The sequence below is a fragment of the Candidatus Polarisedimenticolia bacterium genome (genome assembly GCA_036001465.1).
In the GTDB taxonomy this organism is placed as follows: domain Bacteria; phylum Acidobacteriota; class Polarisedimenticolia; order Gp22-AA2; family Gp22-AA2; genus Gp22-AA3.
Genome location: DASYUH010000007.1, coordinates 1 through 25,736, shown reverse-complemented (window position 1 = coordinate 25,736; position 25,736 = coordinate 1). Strand labels below are relative to the sequence as shown.

At 66.5% G+C, this 25,736-nt stretch carries 25 protein-coding genes and 2 tRNA genes; 19 read left to right on the top strand and 8 right to left on the bottom strand.

Annotated features, from left to right (window positions below; all coding sequences use genetic code 11):
• Position 1: 1 nt before the first annotated feature.
• From VGV60_01270 to VGV60_01250, 5 genes are all read right to left on the bottom strand, one after another.
• The gene (locus VGV60_01270) at positions 2 to 466 is read right to left on the bottom strand and encodes a hypothetical protein (GenBank protein ID HEV8699882.1); all 465 of its coding nucleotides are present in this window, start codon (positions 464 to 466) and stop codon (positions 2 to 4) included.
• Between the two features lie 493 nt (positions 467 to 959).
• A complete protein-coding gene (locus tag VGV60_01265) occupies positions 960 to 1,247 on the bottom strand; it encodes a hypothetical protein (protein HEV8699881.1) in 288 nt (95 codons plus the stop codon).
• Between the two features lie 960 nt (positions 1,248 to 2,207).
• Positions 2,208 to 3,140 carry an AAA family ATPase gene (locus VGV60_01260; protein HEV8699880.1) on the bottom strand — a complete coding sequence of 311 codons (933 nt, stop codon included), beginning with the start codon at positions 3,138 to 3,140 and terminating at the stop codon, positions 2,208 to 2,210.
• A 25-nt stretch (positions 3,141 to 3,165) separates the two neighbouring features.
• Positions 3,166 to 3,366 carry a hypothetical protein gene (locus tag VGV60_01255; protein HEV8699879.1) on the bottom strand — a complete coding sequence of 67 codons (201 nt, stop codon included), beginning with the start codon at positions 3,364 to 3,366 and terminating at the stop codon, positions 3,166 to 3,168.
• A complete protein-coding gene (locus tag VGV60_01250) occupies positions 3,348 to 4,499 on the bottom strand; it encodes a sigma-70 family RNA polymerase sigma factor (protein HEV8699878.1) in 1,152 nt (383 codons plus the stop codon). The genes VGV60_01255 and VGV60_01250 overlap by 19 nt, the downstream gene beginning before the upstream one ends.
• Before the next feature lie 451 nt (positions 4,500 to 4,950).
• Here VGV60_01250 and VGV60_01245 point away from each other — a divergent pair, with 451 nt between their 5' ends.
• The 5 genes from VGV60_01245 (at position 4,951) to VGV60_01225 (ending at position 8,347) form a co-directional block, all read left to right on the top strand.
• On the top strand, positions 4,951 to 6,099 hold the full coding sequence (locus VGV60_01245) for a site-specific integrase (protein ID HEV8699877.1): 1,149 nt from the start codon (positions 4,951 to 4,953) through the stop codon (positions 6,097 to 6,099).
• A gap of 32 nt (positions 6,100 to 6,131) precedes the next feature.
• Positions 6,132 to 6,208 (top strand) — tRNA-Pro (locus VGV60_01240).
• Between the two features lie 11 nt (positions 6,209 to 6,219).
• A complete protein-coding gene (locus tag VGV60_01235) occupies positions 6,220 to 6,492 on the top strand; it encodes an acylphosphatase (protein ID HEV8699876.1) in 273 nt (90 codons plus the stop codon).
• Entirely contained in the window at positions 6,489 to 7,022 is a 534-nt protein-coding gene (locus VGV60_01230) for an adenine phosphoribosyltransferase (protein ID HEV8699875.1), read from the top strand. The genes VGV60_01235 and VGV60_01230 overlap by 4 nt, the downstream gene beginning before the upstream one ends.
• 5 nt (positions 7,023 to 7,027) lie before the next feature.
• The gene (locus VGV60_01225) at positions 7,028 to 8,347 is read left to right on the top strand and encodes an amidohydrolase (GenBank protein HEV8699874.1); all 1,320 of its coding nucleotides are present in this window, start codon (positions 7,028 to 7,030) and stop codon (positions 8,345 to 8,347) included.
• Positions 8,348 to 8,351: 4 nt separating this feature from the next.
• On the opposite strand, the gene ggt is transcribed toward VGV60_01225, so the two are convergent.
• Positions 8,352 to 10,076: a gamma-glutamyltransferase gene (ggt, locus tag VGV60_01220; GenBank protein HEV8699873.1), complete on the bottom strand. Its 1,725-nt coding sequence runs from the start codon at positions 10,074 to 10,076 to the stop codon at positions 8,352 to 8,354.
• A gap of 151 nt (positions 10,077 to 10,227) precedes the next feature.
• Between ggt and VGV60_01215 the strand changes: the two genes are divergently transcribed.
• Positions 10,228 to 10,304: transfer RNA gene (locus VGV60_01215), tRNA-Arg, on the top strand.
• Positions 10,305 to 10,333: 29 nt separating this feature from the next.
• Positions 10,334 to 11,059 carry a tetratricopeptide repeat protein gene (locus tag VGV60_01210; GenBank protein ID HEV8699872.1) on the top strand — a complete coding sequence of 242 codons (726 nt, stop codon included), beginning with the start codon at positions 10,334 to 10,336 and terminating at the stop codon, positions 11,057 to 11,059.
• A 208-nt stretch (positions 11,060 to 11,267) separates the two neighbouring features.
• Here the strand turns inward: VGV60_01210 and VGV60_01205 are convergent, their stop codons facing one another.
• Entirely contained in the window at positions 11,268 to 11,693 is a 426-nt protein-coding gene (locus tag VGV60_01205; protein HEV8699871.1) for a single-stranded DNA-binding protein, read from the bottom strand.
• A gap of 133 nt (positions 11,694 to 11,826) precedes the next feature.
• Between VGV60_01205 and murJ the strand changes: the two genes are divergently transcribed.
• The 4 genes from murJ to VGV60_01185 all read left to right on the top strand — a co-directional run bounded on the left by murJ (position 11,827) and on the right by VGV60_01185 (position 15,762).
• Positions 11,827 to 13,386: a murein biosynthesis integral membrane protein MurJ gene (murJ, locus tag VGV60_01200; GenBank protein HEV8699870.1), complete on the top strand. Its 1,560-nt coding sequence runs from the start codon at positions 11,827 to 11,829 to the stop codon at positions 13,384 to 13,386.
• The gene (gene dtd / locus VGV60_01195; GenBank protein HEV8699869.1) at positions 13,383 to 13,826 is read left to right on the top strand and encodes a D-aminoacyl-tRNA deacylase; all 444 of its coding nucleotides are present in this window, start codon (positions 13,383 to 13,385) and stop codon (positions 13,824 to 13,826) included. Before murJ ends, dtd begins: the two co-directional genes overlap by 4 nt.
• Positions 13,823 to 14,719 (top strand): site-specific tyrosine recombinase XerD, encoded by an 897-nt coding sequence (gene xerD, locus VGV60_01190; GenBank protein ID HEV8699868.1) that lies wholly within the window; start codon positions 13,823 to 13,825, stop codon positions 14,717 to 14,719. Before dtd ends, xerD begins: the two co-directional genes overlap by 4 nt.
• An 80-nt stretch (positions 14,720 to 14,799) precedes the next feature.
• Positions 14,800 to 15,762 (top strand): acetyl-CoA carboxylase carboxyltransferase subunit alpha, encoded by a 963-nt coding sequence (locus VGV60_01185; protein HEV8699867.1) that lies wholly within the window; start codon positions 14,800 to 14,802, stop codon positions 15,760 to 15,762.
• Here VGV60_01185 and mazG read toward each other — a convergent pair.
• Positions 15,674 to 16,522, bottom strand: a complete 849-nt coding sequence (mazG, locus tag VGV60_01180) for a nucleoside triphosphate pyrophosphohydrolase (GenBank protein HEV8699866.1) — start codon at positions 16,520 to 16,522, stop codon at positions 15,674 to 15,676. The two genes, VGV60_01185 and mazG, sit on opposite strands and share 89 nt — an antisense overlap.
• A gap of 134 nt (positions 16,523 to 16,656) precedes the next feature.
• Here mazG and VGV60_01175 point away from each other — a divergent pair, with 134 nt between their 5' ends.
• The 8 genes from VGV60_01175 to VGV60_01140 form a co-directional block, all read left to right on the top strand.
• Positions 16,657 to 17,115 (top strand): DUF1844 domain-containing protein, encoded by a 459-nt coding sequence (locus VGV60_01175; protein ID HEV8699865.1) that lies wholly within the window; start codon positions 16,657 to 16,659, stop codon positions 17,113 to 17,115.
• Positions 17,116 to 17,158: 43 nt separating this feature from the next.
• The gene (locus tag VGV60_01170; GenBank protein ID HEV8699864.1) at positions 17,159 to 19,141 is read left to right on the top strand and encodes a tetratricopeptide repeat protein; all 1,983 of its coding nucleotides are present in this window, start codon (positions 17,159 to 17,161) and stop codon (positions 19,139 to 19,141) included.
• A 6-nt stretch (positions 19,142 to 19,147) separates the two neighbouring features.
• Positions 19,148 to 20,386, top strand: a complete 1,239-nt coding sequence (locus VGV60_01165) for a DUF4388 domain-containing protein (protein HEV8699863.1) — start codon at positions 19,148 to 19,150, stop codon at positions 20,384 to 20,386.
• Positions 20,387 to 20,515: 129 nt separating this feature from the next.
• Positions 20,516 to 22,429, top strand: coding sequence for a molecular chaperone DnaK (gene dnaK / locus VGV60_01160; protein HEV8699862.1), 1,914 nt, complete (start codon positions 20,516 to 20,518; stop codon positions 22,427 to 22,429).
• A gap of 28 nt (positions 22,430 to 22,457) precedes the next feature.
• Complete coding sequence (locus tag VGV60_01155) at positions 22,458 to 22,913, top strand: Hsp20/alpha crystallin family protein (GenBank protein ID HEV8699861.1); 456 nt, start codon at positions 22,458 to 22,460, stop codon at positions 22,911 to 22,913.
• Positions 22,914 to 23,083: 170 nt separating this feature from the next.
• Positions 23,084 to 23,365, top strand: coding sequence for a co-chaperone GroES (gene groES, locus VGV60_01150; protein ID HEV8699860.1), 282 nt, complete (start codon positions 23,084 to 23,086; stop codon positions 23,363 to 23,365).
• 103 nt (positions 23,366 to 23,468) lie between these two features.
• Positions 23,469 to 25,097 carry a chaperonin GroEL gene (gene groL, locus VGV60_01145; GenBank protein ID HEV8699859.1) on the top strand — a complete coding sequence of 543 codons (1,629 nt, stop codon included), beginning with the start codon at positions 23,469 to 23,471 and terminating at the stop codon, positions 25,095 to 25,097.
• Between the two features lie 293 nt (positions 25,098 to 25,390).
• Positions 25,391 to 25,736 (top strand): hypothetical protein (locus VGV60_01140; protein ID HEV8699858.1); only part of this gene is annotated, 346 nt, incomplete at its 3' end.

Here is a 25,736-nt window from a genome sequence, read left to right as displayed (position 1 = left end):
TCTAGCCCCCGGCCTCCTCGCGCAGACGTTGCATTTCGTCGGCTAAAGCCTGCTCCGCTTCCGCCAACGCCATCGGAGCATTTGCCGCAGCTGCCTCTCGTTCATCGATCCGATCCTGCGCCTCCCGTGCGGCCTCCACCGCAGCCACTATCTGAGCGTTGACATGCTGGACGTCAACATGCTGCATTGCAGAGGCAGATCCCGGCGGAAAGATGTTGCTCCCGTCACCAGTCAATCGACCCATTCCCTGACCATACTCTCTGAAGCCGTGAATGGGCTCACCGTAGTGGTTCCGGCAATCGCACACGTCGGCTAGACCAAGCTCCTGCGGACACGGCTCCCGTTCGGCCAGTGCGGCCTCGACTTGCTTGCGCGTCGGCATGCGGTCGGCTGAAAACGGGATGTAGCCGGCCGGCGCGGGCGTTGGCGACTCAATAGCGCCCTTCATGAAGTTCTTGAATTTCAAGATCGATCTCCTTGATATGGCAACCAAAGCCTTCTAGGCGCTGCGTCGTGCGGGTGCGTCTGTGTGAAGTCTCCGAAGCTGAAGCCGAGCAGATGACGATCCAACGGGCTAAGGTTCCTCACGTTCGAGCCTTCCGTCCAGGTGTATTGCACGGCTACTCCGGGGCGCACTCGATCCGGCGGCCGTGTCGGCAATTCTGGCTCCGGCTCAGGCGCCGGTGGAGGATCGAGTCCCATGCCCTCCAGTTTCCAGGGTCCGCCCATTTGTCACATGCCATCCGTGAAATGGTCGGGCGGCGCGGCCGGCCTAGCAGGTTCGGGTCCAATCGGTTGATCCGTCTGTGTTGCCTGGTCATTGCCGGGGATCGGTACCGCCTCGACATAGCCCTGTGCATTACTGTCTCCCGGCTGCGGAATCATCGGTCCTTCAAGTGCTGGGTAAGTCCATCCATCGGTTGCTGACATCTAATCCTCCTGCGGCCGTGGCCGCGTTGTTACTTCCAAAAGAATGGCGCTCCGCCGTCTAGGCTTCCTTCCGCTGCCTCTGTGTCGCCGGCCAATTCTGCCAAACGTTCATCGATCTCGCCGGCGCTCCAGCCCTGCCGATTCGCTTCCTTCATGAGCGCCGCGCCGGTGGCTTCGTCCAGCTTGCCGTAAGCCTCTTGCCGATGCTCTGGCGTGTTCGGGAGGCCCCTCATCAGATCGACAAAGCGGCCGACAGCATGCGTAAAACTGACGGGCGATCCGAAATGCGGAACGTCCTCAATCCCGTTTCTACTCACCTACTGCCTCCTTCTGCACGGCCTTGCGCCGTTTGAATGAAACGATCTTCCCTCTCGCCCTGAAGGTCACGATCTCCCCGCCGTCGGGCTTCGGTGGCTTCGGTTTGGCTATGCCGGCAATCCTTCGATTTGCGTCTGCTACTCTTGGTTTGGGCACCTTTCGATCCTCCTCTTCAGTTTTCGGCCTTTGAGTCGAGGCCCTCTAGCCATTCGTCAACACTCTTAGAAATCTCTCTTGGTGCGATCTTGTCCGCTGCCCCCATCGCTTCGATCCATGCCGTGACGCTCTTGAATGGCCGGCCTTGGCAGCATGGAAGCGGACAGGACCAATTACCGGCCTGGGCTTCTGGAGTGAGCAGTAACCGGGCCGCCGCGACTCTGTAGGCCCCAGACTCGTCATCATCGGCCGCGATCTGCTTGAGAATGTCGAGCACGTCTTGGCGAGTAAGGGTCTCGGGTCTGGCGGGTCTGGCCCGCTTCGCTTCCCGGGCTGCCCTGGCATGCTCGTTGTCGCCGGGCTTCAGGTTCGCCAGTCGGCGCGACTTTCCCGGATCTGACAAAAGTTTCGCGGGCGATTGATCGGTTTCGGCGTCAGCGGCTGGGGGGGCCGGGGTCAGGTCGGCGTCTGGTTCGCTTCTGGCGGGAGGTTCGGGCGGGTCAGTCGGGACCATGTCTGGCAACGGTGTGGCAGTTGGATCTGTCAAGTCTTTTGGCATCAATAGTTACCCTTGGTATGGTAGCAAGTGCGCGGGATGGGACTGTCCGGGGCAGACGATCCGAGTTCGTTTTCAGCTTGGGCGGCGCGTCGCGCGCGGTTTGTGGCCTTGAATCACACCGCCCTGTCACGGGGCCGAAGGTCCAAAGGTCCACTCTGTAGAGTGGTGGACCTTCTGGACCCTTCGAGCCGCCCGCATGAACAGGGTCCGAAAGGTTCATTTAGACTTCTGGACCTTCTGAACCTTACGCGGCTGTCTCTTGGTTGTACGCTCGTTTCGCGGTTGACTCTGTATAGCCGGCCGCCACGGCAAGGTCTATTGCGCGCGCCTGGGACAGCTCAGGATTGATTTTTCTGGCCGCCTTGATGATCTCCGCAGCCCCGGTCCTCTGCGTCGGCCGCCTGCCTCTGGACAGCCACTCCGGCGCGCCGCGTTTGGCGAACCACAGGCCGCCGTTCGGCGTGTGATGCGGTCGGAGGTACAAGGAATCCTCGGGCTCTTCGGCAAGCCGGAACGATTCAACCTTGGTCTCGATCACCGTCTGCCCATCCTTCCGATGCACGTCAACGTCAAGGTGAGCGTCGGCCGCGGCCAATTTCTCTCCGCTCCCCCGGACTTGCTCTCCGCCGGTTCGCTGTTTGCCGTAGTGACCTTTCGGCGTGTGATCCAGCGCGAGAATCCCGCACTTGGCCTCATCGCGGAGCGGGAGCAGGCCAACGTTCGCGAGCAGCGCCATGTCCTTCGAGGAGTTCTCGTCCAGGCCATGCACGCGCACGAACGAGTCGATGACGGTCAACGTCGCGCCCCAGCCCTTCGCGATCTGGATCAATTCCGCCGCGTGGGCCTCGTTCTCCAGGCGCAGGGGTCGATTTGGTTTGAAAAAGCGGATCGACTTCAGCGCGGTTCGATGATCTACGTCGTAACCGGCGCAGAGTTGCGCGAATCGCTTGGGGATCTGCCTCCAGTTCTCCGCCTCGATAAACAGGACGCGGTGATCCCCGCTGACCGCTCGCCCCGCGAATGGTTCCCCACTCGCAAGGCAGATCGACCAAGCCAACGCAAGGAAGGTCTTGAACTGCTTGGGCGCGCCGGTCAGATACGTGAATGCCCGTTGAACAAGAAGGCCGGCGAGATCAAACCGTTGTTCAGGGATGCCGTCCTCCAGCATCGCGGCCATGTCCAGCTCGACTAGGGCCCGGCCGTTAATCATGTCGGCGTCTCTTGCGCAGTTTCTTGGCCGGCTTAAACGAAACCTTGAAGGCGTAGCCGCTCTCCGTTGCGCCCTTGGTGATGACGTCGCGGATCATCTCGATACGGCCGTCACCGTGCCGGACTACCGCATCGCCTGCCCAGGTCAGGCAGGGGAGTAGTAGATCGGCCGCGTTCATGCCGCTGATGAACACACTTTGATCCTCTTGAGCTTGGCCCGCGCCGGCCGTTCGGTGATTGCGCGTATACCTTGAATATGACGGCCGCAACGATGTTTCGGGATTCTTTCGTGCGTCTTTCTTACCCTGGTGGTCCGCCACGGCCAGGACGGCCCGCCTAGGTTCCCTGATGGGATCATGTACGGCCTGCCGCTCTCCAAGTGCAAGTGAATTAAGTGACCGTAGCGGGCGATCCAAATCACGGGCGGGGCTGGGGGCTTCGGTCTGTCCGGCGTCCGCTCTAGCTCGTCCTCCATGTAGCGGAACGGGTACTTGAGGACGGGGCAGGCGAACGGCCACGGCCAGCGGTCCCCATGCCGATCGTTCCTGGTATGTTCGCATGGCAATTCCTTCGGCACCCTGGCCGGCGGTCTCGGCTCCTTCGGTTTCCGCATTCGCCAGCCGCCATGCTTCCGCAGACGCTTGAGCGCTCGCTTTTCGATCTGCCGGACTCCGTCCTCCGTGACGACGAGTCCGTCGATCTGAAATAACCGCTCTGCAACCTCCAGACGCGTCAGGCCCTCCCCGCCGTCCAGGCCGTACCGCATATCAATGACGTGGCGCTCTGGCCATTCGAGCCTTTGAACGGCCATACGGATCTCGGCCATCCGCTCGACCCGCTGCAGCTCGCGCTCCGGGTCTGGGGTTATTGAATGCGGCTGCATCGTCTCGGGCTCAGGATCGATCTTGCTGGAGACAGCGGCCTCGAATGGACTGAGCCCGTCCCGGTCGGCGTCCCCTTCGCCGTCGCTCTGAATGTGGGGCTGGATCTCATGCGGTACGATCTCGCTCCGCTTCAACACCGCCCGCTTAATCGCCCCCTCGATCCATTCCTTGGCGTAGGTGGTGAAGGTGGCCCGACACTCCGGGCGGTAGCGCGCGGCGGCCTCGACAATGGCGAGATTCCCGATCCCCACGGCGTCACCGATCCATAGGCCGTACCATCCGCCGCGCTTTTTCGCGATGGCGAGGACGAAGCGAAGGTTTGATTCGATGATCCGATCGATCTGCCCGTTCCGCGCCAATCGCCGTTGCTCGACGGTCGGGAGAATCGGATACCACTTGATCGCCTCGCGGTACCACGACGCCCACGATCTGCCGTAGCTCATGACCGCCAATATCGCGGCGCGAAAATGCGTCGTCAAGGCGCGCGACGATCAAAATTCCATCGGCGTGAAGATTTGTCCGCGTGCGTTGATTCTCATAGACAAAATGGCGCTATAGAGTCGCGTTTGACCAATAGAGTCACGTTAGGCCCAAGGAAGCGCATTTCGGGTATTTAGTGCAATTCTTTGCAAACTACGCACAACAAGCACAACGGCTGCAATCAGGGACATCACGGAGGCAATGTGGCTTGACATGCGTAGCGGCCTCGCATTATGATCCAGGCATGACAAAGATTCGAGATCCGAAGATCCTGGAGCTGTTCCGAAAGCTGGGAAGCAAGGGCGGCAAGGCGCGCAAGAGGGCGTTGACTGCGGCGCACAGACGGGAGAGCGCACGCAGGGCTGCACGGGCAAGATGGGACAAGGAACGGGCGAAACGGAAAGGGGGCAGGGGATGAGAATCTACAGTCCACGCAAGGGCGAATGGTGGATCGACTATTTCCACGGCCTGGAATTGGACGACCAGGGAAAGCCGAAACTCGGGCCGACTGGCAAGGCAATCGCCAAGCGGCACAGGTTCCGGTCCGGGTCGAGCGAAGAAGCTACCAAGGCGCTCAGGCTGCGAATCGAAAACGAGATTGCGGCCGGAACGCATAACCCCGTGGTAATCCGCCAGGAGCTACGGGGGATCAGACCGACCGGGGCAACCTTCGGAAGCCTGTTAGATGATTTCCTGGCGAACAAGGCGACCCGGGGCGGTACGGCCTACTATGCCGACATTTCCGGGCCGCTCCGGGCGTTTTTCGGGCAGATGCAGCCGGCGGCTATCGGGCCGGAGCATTTGACGGCCTACGTCGCGCAGCGCAGGGCGCGCAGGGATGCGGAAGGGGAGCGCAAGGTCCGCGACAATACCATCCGGAAGGAACTGACCGCCCTGAGCGGGATCTATCTGTGGGCAAGGGGAAACCGCGGCCTGAGGCTCGATAACCCGTTGGTCGGATTCAAGCGACCGCCTAAGCCGGGGAAAAGGCGGATCACTCTTCTGCCCGGTGAGATTGAGCCCGCCGTCCTGGCCGCTCTTCCGCCGCTCTATAAAGACATGGTAGAGTGGGCGCTCTATTCTGGGATGAGGTTAAACGAAATCCTGGCCCTTCGTTGGCAGGATATTGACCGGCGGACTAATCAGATCCACGTTCTGTCTGGGAAAACCGGGGGGCTCAGAACGATCCCGCTGACCCTGAGCGTTCGCCTGACTCAGATCCTCGGGAGAAGGCCGCGCGCCATCAAGGCGGATTCCCTGGTTTTCTGTGGGCCAGACGGCAAGGGGATTGACCCTCGCGACGAGCTGCGCAGGGTGCGCGAGGCAGTCACGGAAAAGTTCGAGCTTGACCCGGACCTGTTCAATACCTGCCGCCATACTTTTTCTACACGGCTGGCAGCGTCGGGGAGATTTACGGTCGCGGTGATGGCGCAGATGACGGGGAACACGGTTGACGTATTCGAGCGGCACTATCTGGGCGCGCTGCCACAGACGGCCGAAGCCGCAGCCGGGGCGCTCGATTCTGACTGGCAGCTATATGGTAATGCACTTGGTACCGTTTGACATTGCCGCGCACAAGTTGTTGATTCTAAAGTCGGGGCGTAGCGCAGCCTGGTAGCGCACCTGGTTCGGGACCAGGTGGTCGGTGGTTCAAATCCACTCGCCCCGACCATTCATTCTCCTATGAAGGCGAGCCGGTTCCTGGTCAGCGGTGTGGTCCAGGGCGTCGGGTACCGCTTCTTCACCGTGCGCGCCGCCCGGGGTCTCGGGCTCAAGGGGTTTGCGCGAAACCTGTCCGACGGCCGGGTCGAGGTGTTGGCGGCGGGGCCCGCGGAAAGCGTCCGCCTGCTGCGCGAGCACCTGGCGAACGGGCCGCGCGGCGCCATGGTCAGCGGCGTCGAGGAGAGCGAGGTCGAGATCGACCCCGACCCTTCAGAATTCGAGGTGCGCTATTGACGACCAAGGATTCCGATCTGGGGCTGCGGAAGTACATCCGGGACGTCCCCGATTTTCCCAAGCAGGGAATCGTCTTCAAGGACATCACGCCGCTTCTGATGGACAAGGAGGCGCTGAAGCGCGCCATGACCGCCCTGGCCGGGCGCTTCGACCGGTCGGGGATCGCGAAGGTGGTCGGCATCGAGTCGCGCGGCTACATCTTCGCCCCGGCGATCGCGGTCAGCCTGGACGCCGGCTTCGTCCCGGTGCGCAAGCCGGGGAAGCTCCCGTGGAAGCGCGTCACGGAGGAATACACCCTCGAGTACGGCACGGACCGCCTGGAGATCCACGAGGACGCCATCCGTCCCGGTGAGCGGGTCCTGATCGTGGATGATCTGCTGGCCACCGGCGGCACCGCCTCGGCCACCCGCAGGCTGATCGAGAGGCTTCAGGGGCACGTCGTCGGAGCCGGTTTTCTCGTCGAGCTGACTTTTCTCGAGGGGCGCGCGCGGCTCCCCGGCATCGACGTCGTCAGCCTCATCGCATACTGACCCCCATGCCGCGGATCGCGACGCTCCTCTGCGCCCTCCTGGCGACCGCCCCGGCGGCCTCCCTGGCAGCGGGTCCCGCACCGGCCGAGCTGGACCGGCTCATCGACAGGGATTACGCCTTCCTGGACGGGCTCTACCGGCACCTGCACACCCACCCCGAGCTGTCACTGCACGAGCAGGAGACGGCCGCGCGCATCGCGTCGGAGCTGAAGGCGGCGGGCTTCATGGTGACCCCCGGCGTTGGCGGCCACGGTGTGGTGGCCGTCCTCCAACGCGGGGCGGGGCCGACGGTGATGTGGCGCTCCGACCTCGACGCGCTTCCCGTCCGGGAGGAGACCGGCCTTCCGTACGCCAGCACGGTCATGGCGACGGACGATTCCGGCCGCCCGGTGCCGGTGATGCACGCCTGCGGCCACGACATCCACATGACGACCCTGGTCGGGCTGGCGCGCGCCCTCAACGCCCTGTCGACGCAGTGGACGGGGACCGTGGTGCTGATCGGGCAGCCGGCGGAAGAGAGGGTGAAGGGGGCCCAGGCGATGATCGCGGACGGTCTGTTCTCGCGCTTTCCGCGGCCCGACGCCGTCCTCGGAATGCACGTCAAGGACGACCTGCCCACGGGCGTCGTCGGCTACCGCGCCGGCCCGGCGTTCGCCAACGTGGACAGCGTCGACATCCGCGTGTACGGACGGGGAGGGCACGGCTCCGCGCCGCACACCACGGTCGATCCGGTGGTGATCGCGGCGCGCATCGTCATGGCCCTGCAGACGATCGTCGCGCGGGAGATCAACCCGATCGAGGCCGCGGTCGTCACGGTCGGCTCGATCCACGGCGGGACGAAGCACAACATCATTCCCGACATCGTGGATCTGCAGCTCACCGTGCGCTCGTACAGCGACGAGACCCGCCGGCGGCTCCTGGACGGCATCCGGCGGAACGTGCTGGCCGAGGCCACGGGGGCGGCGGCCCCGCGCCCGCCCGACGTGACGATCGGCGAGAGCACGCCGGCCACCGTGAACGACCCCGAGCTGGTGCGCCGCACCGTGCAGGGCCTGAAGCGGGCCCTGGGAGACGACCGCGTCGTGGAGGTCCCTCCCATCATGGGGTCGGAGGACTTCACCTACTACGGCCGGCAGGGGATCCCCGCCTTCATGTTCAACCTGGGAACCATCGCGCCGCAGCGCATCGAGGAGAGCCGACGGCCGGGCGGGACGCCGCTTCCGTCCCTCCATTCCTCCCTGTACGCCCCCGATCGCGAGGCGTCCATCCGGAGCGGCGTGCGCGCCGCGCTCGCGGCGGTCCTGGAGAATCTCCAGGCTCCCTGATCGCTCAGGGCTGCAGGACTCCCGAGCCTCCGGGGTTGCGACGATCGTCGGCCGCCGCCTCGAGCCGGCCGTCCGGCAGGATGCGGACGGCGGCCACCTCCCCCAGCCCCGCCGTGCTGCGCACGTGATGGCCCCGGCGCTCGAGGTCGGCGAGCACCTCGGGCCCGAGCGCGTCCGGCTCGACGACGATCTCGTCGGGAAGCCACTGGTGGTGGATGCGCGGATGATCGACGGCCGCCTGCAGGGTCTCGCGGCCCAGGATCAGGCGCAGCAGGACCTGGAGCGTGACGGTCGGAATGCGGCTTCCGCCGCGCGACCCCAGGGCGACGGTCTCGCCCCTGCCCCAGGCCACGACCGGGCTCATCGAGGAGAGCATGCGCGCCCCGGAACGGACGGCGTTCGCGTCCCCCTGGACCAGGCCGTAGAGATTCGGCGTGCCGGGCGCGCTCGCGAAGTCGTCCATCTCATTGTTCAGGAAGTAGCCGGCACCCGGCACATAGAGTCCGCAACCGAACCATTCGTTCAGCGTGGTCGTGAGGCTGACCACCATCCCGGATCCGTCGGCCACGGAAAAATGCGTCGTGGCCGCCGGCCGCATGGCGGGGATCCCCTGCGAACCGGCGTCCCCCGGCCAGGGATGGACCTCCCGTGATGGAGTGGCCTGCTTCGGATTGATCCCGGCGGCGCGGGAGGCGATCCAGTCGGCGGCCAGAAGCTCCGACGCGCCCGCTTTCGTGTGGGCGGGATCTCCCAGAAGGAAGCGATCGGCGAAGGCCCGCCGCCAGGTCTCGGCCAGAAGGTGATCCCGGTCGGCGCTGTCGTCCGGAACCGCGTCGATGTCCAGCCGCTCGAGCATCTCCAGGCTCTGCGCCAGGATGAGACCGCCGGACGAGGGGAGCGGCATCGAGGCGACGTCCCAGCCGAAGGCGCGGAAGCGGAGGGCGTCGCGCCACAGGGGGCGGTACGATCCGAGGTCCCGGACCGTGAGGATGCCGCCGTGGACGGTCGACGCCGCCTCGACCGCCGCGGCGATCCTCCCGGTCATCAGCGCGGGAGGCCCGCGCTCGGCGTACGCCTCGAGCGTTGCGGCGAGGTCCGGCAGCCGCAGGACCATGCCGGCCGCGAGGGGTCTTCCTTCGGGCAGCCAGAGCACGGCCGTTTCGGGGAACCGGGCCAGGGTGTCGCGATACTGTTCGAGGGCCGCCTGCAGCCGCGGCGTGACCGTGAACCCGTTTCTGGCAAGCTCCAGCGCCGGCGCGACGACGGCCGGCCAGGGGAGGGTCCCATGGCGCCGGTGCAGCTCGTAGAGCCCGGCCGGCGACCCCGGGACGCCCGCGGCCAGGGGCCCGATGAGCGAGGCCTCGGCCCGGGGCTGCCCCTGGCTGTCGAGATACATCGAGGCCGAGGCAGCCGCCGGCGCGACCTCCCGGAAATCGAGGGCCTCGACCTGGTCACCCGATTTGACCAGGGCGAAGCCGCCGCCGCCGAGATTCCCCGCCTGGGGATGGACGACGGCCAGCGCCAGAGCCACCGCCACGGCGGCGTCGACGGCGTTGCCTCCGTCGCGGAGGATGCCGAGCCCGGCGGCCGTCGCCGCCGGCTCCGCCGACGCCACGGCGCCGCGGAGGGACGCCGGCGCGGGGGACGGCGGGGCGGTCCCCAGGCATCCGATGGACCCGAGGGTGAGCACCAGCGTCCAGGCGAGGACGATGGGACGGTGCCGGCGCACGATTCCTCCCGTTCCGCGAACGCCCCGTCAGTCTCGCACACCTTCACCCGAGCGCGCCAGCGTCGAACGGGCGAGCGGCATTCCGCGGGAAGGGCGCTGGCGCTCGGCTTGACGGGGATCACTGCCGGGCGGTAGAGTGATGCCCCTCGACGGGCCTGTAGCTCAGGTGGATAGAGCACCGGATTCCTAATCCGGGTGCCGCGTGTTCAAGTCACGCCAGGCCCACCATCCTCGAAGGAGCCGGTGAGGCGGAGAGCATGAAAAAGTCGGAGCGACACCTCATCAAACGCGATGAGCTGATGACGGTCTTCGAACGATCCACCCTCTACGTGGAAGACCACGCCCGGACCATGGCGCTCGTGGCCGGCGGCGTGGTCCTGCTGGCGATCGCCGGTTTCGCCGCGCGCTCCTGGATGAACGCCAGCGAAGAGGAGGCCTCCTTCCTTCTGGGGCAGATCGTCGAGACCTACCGCGCGCCGGTGGCGGCCTCCCTGGAGTCGCTCCAGCAGGCGACGCCCGGGACGAAGACGTACACGACGACCGAGGAGCGGGACCAGCGTCTGCTCGAGCTGACGGACGAGCTGCTGTCGCGCCACGGATCCTCGCGCGCCGCGCCCAAGGCGCTCTACTACAAGGGGCTCGCCCTGGCCGGCCTGAAGAAGCCGGAGGACGCCACCAAGGCGCTGCTCGACCTCGTGACGCGCTATCCCGAAGACTTCCTGGCCCCCATGGGGCGCTTCCAGCTGGGTCGACTGCGGGAGCAGGAGGGAAACGTCTCGGAGGCGCTCGTTCAGTACCAGGCCCTGGCCGAGGACGCCCAGGGGGTCTTCCCGAAGGAAGAGGGGCTGATGGGGGTCGCCCGGTGCCAGGAGGCGTTGGGCCGCAAGGACGAGGCGATCAAGACCTATCGCAAGATCGTCAGCGATTTCCCCGATTCGGACTACCAGTTCGAGGCGCGCAAGAAGATCGACGATCTCTCCTGACGCGATGCGCCGCTACGTGAACATGGCGAAGAGCGGCAGGATGGCCGCGGCCCGACGGCCCCCGGCGGTCCGCCTCCGGCCAGCCGTGAAGGAGACGTCTCGCGGCAGGCGGCGCGCGCACCACCCCCCGACGCCCGGCAGGAAGACAAGGCGCCATTGAGAGAGTGGCCTCGACAGGGGGAATCCGCTCCGCCGGCCGTTCAGAGGCTCAGAAGGGGATGTCGTCGTCCGGCGGCGGGCCGGGCTCCTCGGGCGCCGCGTCCGGGGGCGGGGCGGCGGCGTTCATCCGGGACTCGCCGGCATCGGCCCGGCCCATCATCATCAGTCGCTGGGCCTTGATCTCGGTGGTGGTCCGCTTGTTCCCCTCGCGGTCGTCCCATTGGCGGGTCTGGATCGATCCCTCGATGTAGACCTGCTTCCCTTTGGACAGGTGCTCGCGCGCGATCTCCGCCTGCTTGCCCCACACCACGATCCGGTGCCACTCGGTCCGTTCCTGGCGCTCACCGCTCTTGTCGTTCCAGACCTCGTTCGTGGCCAGCGTGAAGTTGGCCACCGCGGTGCCGTTCTGCGTGTAGCGCACCTCAGGATCCCGGCCGAGGTTGCCGATGAGAATCACCTTGTTGACGCTTGCCATGACCGTCCCCCAGTTTCCGATCGCTCCCGACAGATAGGTTATCACACCCGACGCGTTGCCCGGGTTGCAAGGCCCGCTCCCGGCACGTAGAATCCCCCCGCTCCGGGGCGCCCCCGGGGCCGCCGGGAGGAGCATGGACAAGGAGCGCGGATTGATCCGCGCGGCCGGCTCGATGAGCGTCATGACGACGCTCAGCCGGATCGCCGGCTACTTCCGGGACAGCCTGCAGGCGGCCATTCTCGGCGCCGCCAACTCGTCCGACGCATTCGTCATCGCGTACCGCATCCCGAACATGCTGCGCCGTCTGGTGGGCGAGGGGGCCCTGACCTCGGCATTCGTGCCGACGTTCGCGCGCTACCTCAGGGCCGGCGATCGCAAGGCCCTGTGGCGGTTCTCGTCCTCGGTCCTGTACGCCATGGCCGCGGTCCTGGCGGTGATCACCGCCCTGGGGATCGCGCTGTCGCCCTGGCTGGTTCGCCTCCTCGCCTGGGGATTCACCGTGTCGCCGGAGAAGATGGCGCTCACGGTCTCCCTCAACCGCCTGATGTTTCCGTACATCTTCTTCATCTCGCTGGCGGCGCTGGTGGGAGGGGTCCTGAACGCCTTCGATGTGTTCGCGCTGCCCGCGTTCACGCCGGTGCTCCTGAACCTGTCGATCATCGTCATGGCGTGGCTGCTGCGGGACCGGTTCGCCGATCCGGCATACGGCTTTGCGATCGGGGTCATCTTGGGGGGCTTCCTGCAGCTGGCGGTGCAGATCCCGGCGCTCTTGCGACAGGGGATGAGCCTGCGCCCGCCGGACGACCTGGATCTCGACGGGCTCCGGGAGATCGGCCGGCTGATCCTGCCGCGCGTGTTCGGGGTCGGGATCATCCAGGTGAACCTGGTCATCGATTCCCAGTTCGCCACGTCGCTCCAGAGCGGCAGCGTCTCGTTCCTGTATTACGCCAACCGGGTGACCGAGCTGGCGCTGGGGATCTTCGTCATCAGCCTGTCGACCGTGATCCTGCCCACCCTCTCCCGAGCCACGGCGGAACAGGACCGGGAGAGCGTGCGATCCATCCTGTCCACGGCGATGCGGCTCCTGATGTTCATCAGCATCCCGGCCACCCTGGGGCTCATCGTTCTGCGGGTGCCGATCATCCAGGTGCTGTTCGAGCGCGGCCGCTTCACCCACGAGGACACGGTCCTGACCTCGGGAGCCCTGGCCTTTTACGCCATCGGGCTCCTGCCCTACGCCGGCGTGAGCGTCCTGGCGACCGCGTTCTACGCGCACCGCGACACGCGCACTCCCGTGAAGATCGGCGCGTTGACGTTTTTTCTCCACCTGGCGCTGAACTTCGCCTTGCGCGGGCCGATGCGGCACGGAGGCATCGCGCTGTCCACCTCGATCTCGGCTCTCGCGGACGCGGCGCTCCTCGCCTTCATGCTGCGCCGGCGCGCAGGGAATTTCCTGGACCGGGACGTGGTGCGCACCGCGTGGCACACGCTCGCCGGAGGAGCGGCGATGACCGCGTCGCTGCTCCTCGCCCTTCTCTGGGTGAATGTCGTCTCCCTGCAGGGGATTGGCGCGCAGGCCCTGGCGCTCGGCGCGCTCATCGCCGGCGGCGGAGCCGTCTATGTCCTCGTGCTCGTTCTGCTGGGGAGCCAGGAGGTGCGCCTGCTGGCGTCGGTCGTGAGGCCTCCGCGATGAAGGGCGTGATCCAGCGGGTGTCCCGCGCCGAGGTGCGTGTGAAGGGCGAGGTCGTCGGCCGCATCGAACGGGGCCTGCTCGTGCTGATCGGGTTCGAACGGGGCGACCGCGCCTCGGACCTTGACTGGTTTTCCGACAAGGTGATACATATGCGCATCTTCGAAGACAGCGCGGGGAAGATGAACCGTTCGGCCCTGGAAACGAGCGCCGGGATTCTCGTCGTGTCGCAATTCACGCTCGCCGGGGATCTGAGCCGGGGCCGCCGCCCCGGATTCGAGCGGGCCGCGCCTCCCGAGGAGGCCGAGCCGCTCTACGACGCGTTCGTGGAGCGGCTCCGGCGGTGTCCGCTCACGATCGCCACCGGCCGCTTCAGGGAGCACATGGAGGTCGAGCTGGTGAACGACGGTCCCGTGACCCTGATCCTCGAGAACCGGCCATGAAGAACAACGGTCCGCTCATCGAGGACTTCCTGCACTACCTGACCGTCGAGCGCGGCCTGGCGAAGAACTCCGTCCTGGCGTATGGGCACGATCTCGCGAAGTTCGGCCGCTTCATGAATCTCAAGGCGCGCAGCGCGCGGCAGATCCGGCAGGGGGAGGTCGACGAGTTCGCGCGCCGCCTGTCGAAGGACGGGCTGTCCGCCCGTTCGATCGCCCGCGCCCTGAACACGGTGCGGATGTTCTACCGCTTCCTCGTGGCCGAGAAGGTGGTGAGCGACGATCCCACGGCGCTGGTCCGCTCGCCCCGTACGCTCAAGTCCCTGCCGCGCTATCTGACGCTCGAAGAGGTGGATCGGCTGCTCGGGTCGCCGGACACGGGGACGCCCCTGGGCCTGCGCGACGCGGCGATGGTCGAGCTCCTGTACGCGACCGGGCTGCGCGTCTCCGAGCTGGTGTCCCTGCGCCTTCGCGACCTCAACCTGGAGGCTGGCTACCTGCGCTGCGTCGGCAAGGGGAGCAAGGAGCGTCTGGTGCCGATGGGGCGGCAGGCCTCGCAGAAGCTGCGCGCCTATCTGGAAGGAGGGCGCCCGCGCATCGTGGAGAGCGGCGGGGGCCACCCGGCGCTCTTCCTCAACAGCCGCGGCCGCGGCCTGAGCCGCCAGGGCTTCTGGAAGATCCTCAAGCGCTACGGGAGGACGGTCGGGCTGCGCGGCAAGCTCAGCCCGCACGTGCTCCGCCACTCGTTCGCAACCCACCTGCTGGAGCGCGGCGCGGATCTGCGCTCCGTCCAGATGATGCTGGGCCACGCCGACATTTCCACGACGCAGATCTACACGCACATCAACCGCGAGCGGCTGCGGAAGATCTACAGGGACTTCCACCCGCGCGCCTGACGCGGCGACGACCGCCGGCGGAACCGGATCGTCCGTCCGGTTGCTTGACACCGTTCGAGCGCGTGTGCTTGACTACCGACATGGCCGCCGAGGAAGACGATTTCGAACGGCCGCTGCGCGAGCTGGAGAAGAAGATCGAGGAGCTCTCCGGCGTGCCGGGCGGCGAGGATCGCGCCGACGAAATCGAGCGGCTGGAACGCCGCCTCCAGGTCCTGCGCCAGGAAGTCTACGCGCGATTGACGCCCTGGCAGCGCGCCCTCGTGGCCCGCCACCCCAAGCGCCCCTACACTCTGGATTACATCGGGCTCCTGTTCACCGACTTCGTCGAGATCCACGGCGATCGGAAGTACGCCGACGATCCGGCCATCGTCGCGGGCTTCGCCATCTACAAGGGAGCGCCGGTGGCGCTCATCGGTCACCAGAAGGGGCGCGATACCCGTGAGAAGGTGCGCCGCAACTTCGGGATGCCGCGGCCCGAGGGCTACCGCAAGGCGGTGCGCGTCATGGAGCTGGCGGAAAAATTCCGACGGCCGCTGTTCACGTTCGTCGACACGCCGGGCGCCTATCCGGGCAAAGGCGCCGAGGAGCGGGGTCAGGCCGAGGCGATCGCGGTGAGCCTGCGCACCATGGCGCGCCTGAGCGTGCCGACGATCGTCACGGTGACGGGGGAAGGGGGAAGCGGCGGGGCCCTGGCGATCGCCATCGGCGACCGCATCCTGATGCTGGAGCACGCGGTCTACTCGGTGATCAGCCCCGAGGGATGTGCGGCGATTCTGTGGTCCGACCAGGGGAAGTCACGCGAGGCGGCGCGTGCCATGAGGATCACCGCACCGGACCTCAAGGAGCTGGAGATCATCGACGCCATCGTCCCCGAGCCGGCCGGCGGGGCCCAGGCGGACCCTGCGCGGCAGGCGCAGATCCTCGACGAGCACCTGATGGCCGCGCTCGAAGATCTCAGGATCGTGCCGTCTTCCGAGCTCGTCGAGACGCGCTACCAGAAGTTCCGGCGGATGGGGACCTTCGGCCAGGCGAAGTTCTTCTGACTCCCTGCTTGGACTCGTTCCACAGCTCCTCCATCAGCTGGCGGTGCTCCGGCGCGGGGGCGAGCCCCTTCTTCTTCAGCCCGTCCTCGATGTGGCGGAAGCGGCGCAGGAACTTGCGATTGCACTCCTGCAGGGCCCTTTCCGGATCGATGCCGGCCTGGCGGGCCAGGTTGACGAGGGTGAACAGGAGATCGCCGATCTCCTCCTGCACGGCCGCCTTCGCCCCGTGGCGCATGGCGCGGAGCAGTTCGCCCCTCTCCTCCTCGAGCTTCTCGAGGAGGCTGTCCCGATCGGGCCAGTCGAAGCCGACGCGCGCGGCCTTGGACGAGATGCGCAGCGCCTTGAGGAGCGCCGGCAGCTGCCTGGGGACGCCGGAGAACATCGAGGAGTCCCCCCTGGAGCGGCGCTCCTCCACCTTGATCTGCTCCCATTGTTTCAGCACCTGTTCGGACGTGTCGAGGCTTCCTTCACCGAAGACGTGCGGATGGCGTCTGATGATCTTGTCGCCGATGTCCCGCATGACGTCGTCGAGGTCGAAGGCGCCCTGCTCCTCCGCCACGCGCGCCTGAAACACGATCTGGAAGAGAAGGTCGCCGAGCTCCTCGCGGTGCGCGGCTGGCGTCCCGGAACTCATGGCGTCCAGCACCTCATGAGTCTCCTCGAGAAGGAACGTGGCGAGGCTCTCGAGCGTCTGCTCCCTGTCCCACGGACAGCCGCCCGGACCGCGCAGGCGATCCATGATCTGCTTGAGCCGATCCATCTCCGACACGCCGCCGCTCCCGAATCGCGGCGCATCTTAGCCCAGCCCATTCCGCGGGGCAACGGCTTGTGTTCCGCCGCACCGGGGTGCTACCATCGCGCGCCGCGCCGGCGAGAGGAGACGGTTCCACGACGATGGAAAGGAAGGACGAGAAGAAGCGGGAGGAGGTCCGGGTCATCGACCGCCGTACCTTCACGTCCGACGGTCAAAGGCGCACCCCGGACGCCCCCGTCGACGAGCCCATGAAGGAGGTCGCTCCCGGCGGCCGCGTCGCCACCGGCGAGATTCCCCGGGCTTCCGGGGCGCCGCCGTCCCGGGAGGACCAGGCGGCCTCGGCGCAGTTCGTGAACCTGGTCCGAAATCTTGCCGCCACCGCCGCCGCCAATCTCGGCGAGATGCCCAGTCCGTTCACCGGCCAGGTGGAAGTGGACCTCGACGGCGCGCGACAGGTCATCGAGCTCCTGTCGGCCCTGCAGCTCAAGACGCGAGGCAACCTCACGGCCGACGAAACGCGTCTGCTCGATTCTCTGCTCTACGACCTGAAGATGGCGGTGGTGAACCTCCAGAAAAAGAAGACGTCGAAGAGCTCGTGAGCCGACCGAAGGCGCCTCCCGCATGGCCGGGCGTCCACGCTGCATGACGCGGCGAGCAGGCCGTTGGCTGGCCCTGGCGTCGGGGCTGCTGGCGGCCGGGCTGGTCGTCGCGCCTCGAGCCCAGGAACCTGAAGTCATCGTCATCGATCCGAACCGGCCCCTGATCCAGGATCCGGGAACCGTGGCGCCGCCCGTCGAGAGCGGGCCGGCCGCCGTGCCGCTCGGCGCCGGCGGGTCTCCCCAGGACGGCGTCAACGCGCGCGAGGTGATCGCCGACCTGTGGTTCAAGCAGCGGGCGCTGGTGCGGCATGGAGAGACGGCGGAGGCGGCGCGCCAGATCGAAGCGGCCCTCGAGTTCATGCAGCGCGAAGGCCTGCGCGCCGCTCCCGAGATCGCCGGCGCGTTCCTCGCGGACGCGCGGAAGGATCTCGACGAGGGTCAATATCGCAAAGCCGAGGAGGGCTTCCGTCTCGCCGGGAGCTTCGATCCGTCCCTGACGGCGGCGCATTCGGGACTGGCGCTGGCCCTCCTCCGGGGCGATCGCGACCTGCGCGGCGCCGTGCGCCAGACCGGTTCGGCTCTCGCGGTCGCCATCGGGGACGTCGGCTCGATGTATCAGCGGGGCGGGAACGGGTTCCTCATCCTGTACCTCGCCCTCTGCTTCGGAACGTCGGCGGCGCTCCTCCTGATCTGTCTGAAGGCCGCGCCGTCGTTCTTTCACGACCTGCGGGAGCGGTTCCCGGGAATCCTGACGGAGGAATCGGCCCACCTGGTCGGCTGGGGAATCCTGGCCCTGCCCGTTCTGGTGTTCGGGCCGGTCGTCTGGCTGCTGGCGGCCTGGTCGGCCCTGATGTTCCCGTACCTGCGCAGGACCGAGAGGATGGTCACCCGCGTCGCCCTGATCCTCCTCCTCGCTGCGGGTCCGGCGGGCTGCCTGATGGAATGGGCGGCCGGGACCTCCGTCGATCCGGGAGCCCGGGCCCTCCTCCATTCGACCCGGGGCGGCTACGACCTGCAGGACGAGCAGGCCCTGCGAAAGCTCGCGTCGTCCCACCCGGATGACGCGATGTTCCCGTTCCTCCTCGGATCGATGCACCGCATGGCCGGGCGCTTTGACGAGGCGATGGCCATGTACCGCCGCGCGCTCGAGATCGACCCGCGGCACGCCCGTGCCATGGTGAACCTGGCGAACCTTCACACCCTGCGGCAGGAGTTCGCCATTGCGCAGGGTTTCTATCGGAAGGCGGGCGAGGCCGATCCCTCGCTCGCCATCGCGCACTACAACAGCCACCTGGCGCATCTCGAGGCGTTCCACCTGGAGTCGGCGGAACAGGAGCTGAAGGCGGCCCGCCGGGTCGACGAGGCGCTGGTCACCACACTCCTGGCCCAGGGCAACGAGGGCCGCGCCCGCAGGACGCCCATGGACGTCCGTTACGCATCCTCCGAGATCTGGAAGAGGGTGTTCGTGCTTCGCCTGGACGAGGGCCTGCGCGCCGCATGGGCGCGGGCGCTGCGGGCGCCTGGAACGCTCGCCGGCGGGACCGGCCTGGCCCTGACGCTGCTCCTGCCCGGGCTTCTCATCGCTCCGCGCGCGGCCACGACCCGGCGCTGCCGGCGCTGCGGCCGCGCCTTCTGCCGGCGCTGCCAGGTCCCCACCAAGCACCCCGATCACTGCTCCCAGTGCATGCACCTCTTCATCCTCCGCGACGGTCTGGCGCCGAACATCAAGACCCAGAAGATGGATCAGGTCGTGCGCCACCGCCGGCGGGTCTGGATCGGAGAGCGCCTGCTCAGTCTCGCCGTGCCCGGAGGCGGCCACGTGGTGGGGGGACGCACCCTGTTCGGCGCCCTCCTCCTGATCGTCTGGTGCGCGGCCTGGCTGAGCCTGCTGCTGCATGGCCAGCTCCTGGTTCCTTCCGGTGAGATCGGCGCCCCGGGAATCCTGTCGCTGGCGGTGCCGGGCATGGCGGCGGCTCTCGCGTGGCTTCTGGGCAACCTGTCGTCCCACGAATCGGTGCCGGAGTGATCCGCCATGGCGCTTAAGGGCACACTCAAGGACTTCAGCCTGGCCGACATCTTCCAGCTCATCGGCATCCAGAAGAAGACCGGCGTCCTGACACTCAAGAACGACAAGGAGGTCGTGACGGTGTCGTTCGTGGACGGCAGCGTCGTATCGGCCGACGCGCTGCACCGCAGGCTGGAGGACCGCCTCGGCACGGTGCTGGTCAAGTCGGGGCGCATCACGGAGGCGCAGCTCCAGTCGGCGCTGAAGGTCCAGAAGAGCACGCTCAAACGCATGGGCAGTATCCTGGTGGAGCAGAACTACATCGATCCGGAGGGTCTCCGTGACGCCCTGCATATTCAAATCAGCCAGATGGTCTACCGGCTGTTCCGCTGGCGGGACGGGGAATACGACTTCTCCCAGGAAGAGCGGGTCGACTACGACAAGGAATACGTCACCCCGATGTCGGCCGAGAGCATCCTGATGGAGGGGGCCCGCATCCTCGACGAATGGCCGATGATCGAAAAGGGCATCGGGTCCTTTTCCGCGGTCTTCCAGCGGGCCAACGTCGAAATCGCGGCGGGAGCGAAGGGAGGGACATCCGGGAAGGAGGATGAGGCGGCCCGGGGCGTGACGCTGAACGATCAGGAGGGCAAGGTGTACGGCCTGGTGGACGGCCGGCGCACGGTGCAGGAGATCATCGATCGCTGCGCGCTGAGCGAGTTCGACACCTGCCGGAATCTCTACGATCTGGTCAGCCGGGACCTCCTGGAGGAGGTGAAGGCAGCCCGACCGAAGGCCGCCGCTGCGCCCACGATCGCGCCCGAGGGGCGCGCGCCGCGGGTTCTGCCGCGGGCGCTCCTGGCCATCGGGTATCTCGTCCTCATCCTGGGGGCGGCCGGCCTTCTGGCCCGGCGGGTCCAGACGATCGCGACCGGCCTGCTTTCGAGCCGGGCCGCGGCTCCGTATCTCGCACCCTTGATTGGCATGCAGGAGGTGCAATCAATAAGCGATGCGATCGCCCGGAGCCGGATGCAGCGAATCGACTTCGCCATCCAGGTCTACTATCTGCTCAACCGCGGCTACCCGGAAAACCTGAAGTACCTGGTGACCGCTCACCTCCTCCGCCCCTCCGCCATCGTGGATCCCCTGGGGAGGTCCTTCGAGTACCAGGTGCTCCCGGGGGGTTATCGGATCGCATGTCCCGCTGCAGGGGCCGACGGAGCCACGATCGAGATCCTCACTTCTCCGGAGGCTCCCAAGGAATAGTTGTTCAAGCTATTGATATATAAAGTATTTGCACATGCAGTTTCTTATTACACAAACTTGACAATGATAGACTCAACATTTATACTCCGGCATGACTAACATCAAATCAGCACGACAGGGAGGTTGAGTATGAGCAAAATAATCGGCATCGATCTCGGGACGACCAACTCTGTGGTCGCCATCATGGAAGGCGGCAAACCGGTCGTCATTCCCAACGCCGAAGGATCACGGACCACCCCTTCGGTGGTGGCATTCACCGAAAAGAGCGAGCTTCTCGTCGGTCAGGTCGCCAAAAGGCAGGCGATCACCAACCCTGAGAACACGATCTTCTCCATCAAGCGCTTCATGGGACGGAGGATGGAGGAAGTCACGGAAGAGATGAAGATGGTCCCGTACCGCGTCGTGGCCGGACCCGCGAACGCGGTCCGCGTGCGCATCCGGGGCAAGGACCACAGCCCGGAGCAGATCTCCTCGTACATCCTCCAGAAAATGAAGCAATCGGCCGAGGACTACCTGGGCGAGAAAGTGACCCGCGCCGTGATCACCGTGCCGGCCTACTTCAACGACGCCCAGCGGCAGGCTACCAAGGACGCCGGTCGCATCGCCGGGTTCGAGGTCGAGCGCATCGTCAACGAGCCGACGGCGGCGGCGCTGGCGTACGGCCTGGACAAGAAGAAGGACGAGGTCATCGCGGTCTACGACTTTGGCGGTGGCACGTTCGATATCTCGATCCTGGAGGTCGGGGAAGGGATCGTCGAAGTCAAGTCGACGAACGGCGACACGCACCTCGGAGGTGACAACATCGATCAGCGCATCGTCGACTGGATCAACGCCGAGTTCAAGAAGGACCAGGGGATCGATCTCTCGAAGGACCGGATGGCACTGCAGCGCCTGAAGGAGACAGCCGAAAAGGCGAAATGCGAGTTGTCGACGGTGACCGAGACGGAGATCAACCTGCCGTTCATCACGGCGGACGCGAGCGGCCCGAAGCACCTGCAGATGAAGCTGTCACGGGCCCAGTTCGAGCGCCTCGCCGGCGATCTGTTCGAGCGGTCCCTGCCGCCCGTGGCGCAGGCCCTGAAGGACGCCGGGCTGAAGCCGTCCGACATCGACGAGGTCGTCCTCGTCGGCGGCTCCACCCGCATCCCGAAAATCCAGGAGCTCGTGCGGCAATACTTTGGGAAGGAGCCGCACCGCGGCGTCAATCCCGACGAGGTGGTGGCGATCGGCGCCGCGGTGCAGGCCGGAGTTCTGGGCGGCGAGGTCAAGGACCTCCTCCTCCTCGATGTCACGCCGCTGTCGCTCGGCATCGAGACTCTGGGCGGCGTCATGACACGGTTGATCGAGCGGAACACGACCATCCCCACTCGCAAGAGCGAGATCTTCTCGACGGCGGGTGACAATCAGACGAGCGTCGAAGTGCACGTCGTGCAGGGCGAGCGCGAGCTCGCCCGGGACAACCGGACGCTCGGCCGGTTCCACCTGATCGGCCTGCCGCCGGCTCCGCGCGGTGTCCCGCAGATCGAAGTCGCCTTCGACATCGACGCCAACGGCATCCTGAACGTCTCGGCCAAGGACACGGCGACCGGCAAGACGCAGAACATCACGATCACGTCCTCGTCGGGGTTGGGCAAGGAGGAGGTCGAGCGGATGGTGCGGGAGGCGCAGTCGCACGCCGAGGACGACAAGAAGCGGCGCGAGGTCGTGGACCTCCGCAACCAGGCCGACAGCCTCGCCTATAGCGTCGAGAAGCTGCTCAAGGAGAACCGCGATAAGCTGCCCGAGAGTGATGCGAAGTCGATCGAGGAGGCCGTAGCCGCGGCCCGCAAGGCGGCCGAGGGCGACGATGCCGGCGCCATCAAGCAGGCGCTGGAGCGGCTGACCCAGCTCAGCCACAAGCTGGCCGAGACGCTCTACAAGAAGACGGGGACCCCCGGCGGCGAGGCCGGGCCGGGAGGCCCCGCGCCCGGTGGGCCGCAGGCGGCCCCGGGCGGTGGATCGCCGGACGACGTGGTGGACGCGGAGTACACCGTAAAGCACTGAAACAAAAGATCAAGAGGAGGGTAGAGCAATGGCAATGGTTCGTTGGGAACCGTTCCGTGACCTGTTCTCGCTGCAGGAGCGGATGAACAGGCTGTTCGACGAGTCGTACCGCTCGCGCACCGGTACGGAAGACGACTGGGCCCTGGGCGGCTCCTGGGCGCCCGCGGTCGACATCTACGAGCGCGACGGCAACATCGTGCTGAAGGCGGAGCTGGCGGGCCTGGATCCGAAGGACGTCGACATCCGGGTCGAGAACAACGTGCTGACCGTGCGCGGCGAGCGCAAGTTCGAGAACGAGGTCAAGCGCGAGAACTTCCACCGCGTGGAGCGCTCGTACGGAACGTTCACCCGTTCGTTCACGCTCCCGAACGCGGTCGACACCGAGCGGATCAAGGCGGACTTCAAGGACGGCGTGCTGCAGGTAACCCTCCCCACGAGGGAAGAGGCGAAGCCCAAGCAGATCGCCATCAACGCCAGCAAGTGAAGCGCAAGGAAGGCGCGAAGGACAAAGCAAGGCCGCGAGCGGGTGGCGGCGCCGCCCGCTCCGGCCGCTCGGAGCCGCCGGCGACACCACGGGAGAAGGCCGTCGAGGCTGCGCGCGCGACGGCGCCGGCCCGCGCTCCGTCGACGCCGCCGGCTTCCGGCACCGCGAACGTGCGTCCGCTGCGCGACCGCATCCTCGTGCGCCGCGTCGAGGAGGCGGAGCAGGTCCGCGGCGGGATCATCATCCCCGACACCGCCAAGGAGAAGCCACAGGAAGCGGAGGTGGTCGCGGTCGGCTCCGGCCGCGTGCTCGAGGACGGGACGCGCGTGCCGCTCAGCCTGAAGGCGGGCGACAGGGTGCTGGTCGGCAAGTGGGCCGGCACCGAGGTGAAGATCGAGGGCACCGAGTACCTGATCCTCAAAGAGGACGAAGTACTAGGAATTCTCGGCTAAGGAATTCTCGGCCAGGCCAACGACCGGAGCCGAGAATTCCCAAAGTTAACTTTTTTGGGATTCGCCCCACAGCGAATCCGTCGGAGGCAACGAAGCGAATCCTATGGCCAAAGACATCGTCTATCGCGAGGACGCCCGCGCGGCGATCCTCAAGGGCGTCAACGCACTGGCCGACGCGGTGAAGGTCACCCTCGGCCCCAAGGGACGCAACGTGATCCTCGACAAGAAGTTCGGCTCGCCGACCATCACCAAGGACGGGGTCACGGTCGCCAAGGAGATCGACCTCAAGGACCCGATGGAGAACCTCGGCGCCCGCATGGTGCGCGAGGTCGCCTCGAAGACCAGCGACGTCGCCGGCGACGGCACGACCACGGCCACGGTCCTCGCCCAGTGCATCTTCCGCGAGGGCATCCGCCAGGTCACCTCCGGCGCCAACCCGATGGAGCTGAAGCTCGGCATCGAGAAGGCGGTCGGCGTGGTGGTGGACGAGCTGAAGAAGCTCAGCAAGCCGGTCAAGGGCAAGGCGATCGCCCAGGTGGGCACCATCTCGGCGAACAACGACGACACCATCGGCCAGATCATCGCCCAGGCCATGGAGAAGGTCGGCAAGGACGGCGTCATCACGGTCGAGGAGGCGAAGACCATGGAGACCACCCTCGAGGTGGTCGAAGGGATGCGCTTCGATCGCGGCTACCTGTCCCCCTACTTCGTGACGGACCCCGAGCGCATGGAGGCCGTGCTCGAGGACCCGTACATCCTGACCTACGAGAAGAAGATCTCGAGCATGAAGGACCTGCTCCCCATCCTGGAGAAGATCGCGCAGCAGGGCGCCCCGCTCATCATCATCGCGGAGGAGGTCGAGGGCGAGGCCCTGGCGACGCTGGTGGTCAACAAGCTGCGCGGGACGCTCAAGTGCGCGGCCGTGAAGGCCCCCGGTTACGGCGACCGCCGCAAGGCGATGCTCGAGGACATCGCGGTCCTCACCGGCGGCCGCGCCATCACGGAGGACCTCGGCATCAAGCTCGAGAACCTGCGGCTCGAAGACCTCGGCCGCGCCAAGAAGATCACCATCGACAAGGAGAACACGACCATCATCGAGGGCGGCGGCCAGACCCGCGACATCGAGGGCCGCGTCAAGCAGATCCGCACCCAGATCGACGAGACGACCTCCGACTACGACCGCGAGAAGCTGCAGGAGCGGCTGGCCAAGCTGGTGGGAGGAGTGGCCGTCATCAAGGTGGGCGCCGCCACCGAGACCGAGATGAAGGAGAAGAAGGCCCGGGTCGAGGACGCGATGCACGCGACCAAGGCCGCGGTCGAGGAGGGGATCGTCCCCGGCGGGGGCGTGGCCCTGCTGCGCTCCGCACCGGCGCTCGACAAGCTGCTCAACTCGAAGGAGATCAGCTCGGACCTTCGCAGCGGGGTCCAGATCATCCGCCGCGCGCTCGAGGAGCCGCTCCGCTGGATCGCGAACAACGCGGGCCAGGAAGGCAACATCGTGGTCGGCAAGGTCCGGGAGCTGCCGTCGGAGACCGGCTTCAACGCCGCGTCGGAGAAGTACGAGAACCTCACGGAGGCCGGCGTGATCGACCCGACCAAGGTGGTCCGCTTCGCGCTGCAGAATGCCGCCTCGATCGCGGCGCTCATGCTGACGACGGAGGCGGTGGTCGCCGAGATCCCGGAGAAGAAGAAGGAACCGCCGATGCCTCCCGGCGGAATGGACGACTATTGATCGCGTGATTTCGAAACCGTTTACGCCCCACGGCGGGCTGGGGTGTCCGCCGTGGGGCAAGCTGTCCCGGTGCCCGTACACACGAGCATCGGCAGAGGACGCTGCGGCGACAACTTTTTACCGGGCAGGCGCGTAAGTATCTGGCAGGGATGGTGTTTTCCGAGGAATCCCACGCCGGTCGACGGCCTCGAGAGCCCCCCTGCGGGAGCGCCATCGGTACGCTCCTTGCATCCTTTAAAGAGCACGTTCGGCCTGCCTCGCGATGGCGAGCTAGCCCTGGAGGTAGCAGTTCGATGAATACGCGGACCCGCACCTTTGCATCGTTCTTCACGGTGGCGATGGCGGCCATGCTGCTGGGGGCGGTGGTCACGACCCAGATCCGGCAGCCCGCGGCGGCGCTCGCGCGCGGGACGGACGCTGCCGCGCAGGCGACGGCCCCCCGGCCCCAGGGGCCGGTCACGCTGGACACGTTCCGCGACATCGCGCGGATGCAGACCAGCGGTGTCGTCAACATCAACACGAAGAAGATCGTGAAGGCCAGCCGGATGCGCGACCTCCGGGACTTCTTCGGCAACGACATGATGGAGCGCTTCTTCGGCGGCCCCCAGGCCCCGCCGCAGTCACAGACGCAGCAGAGCC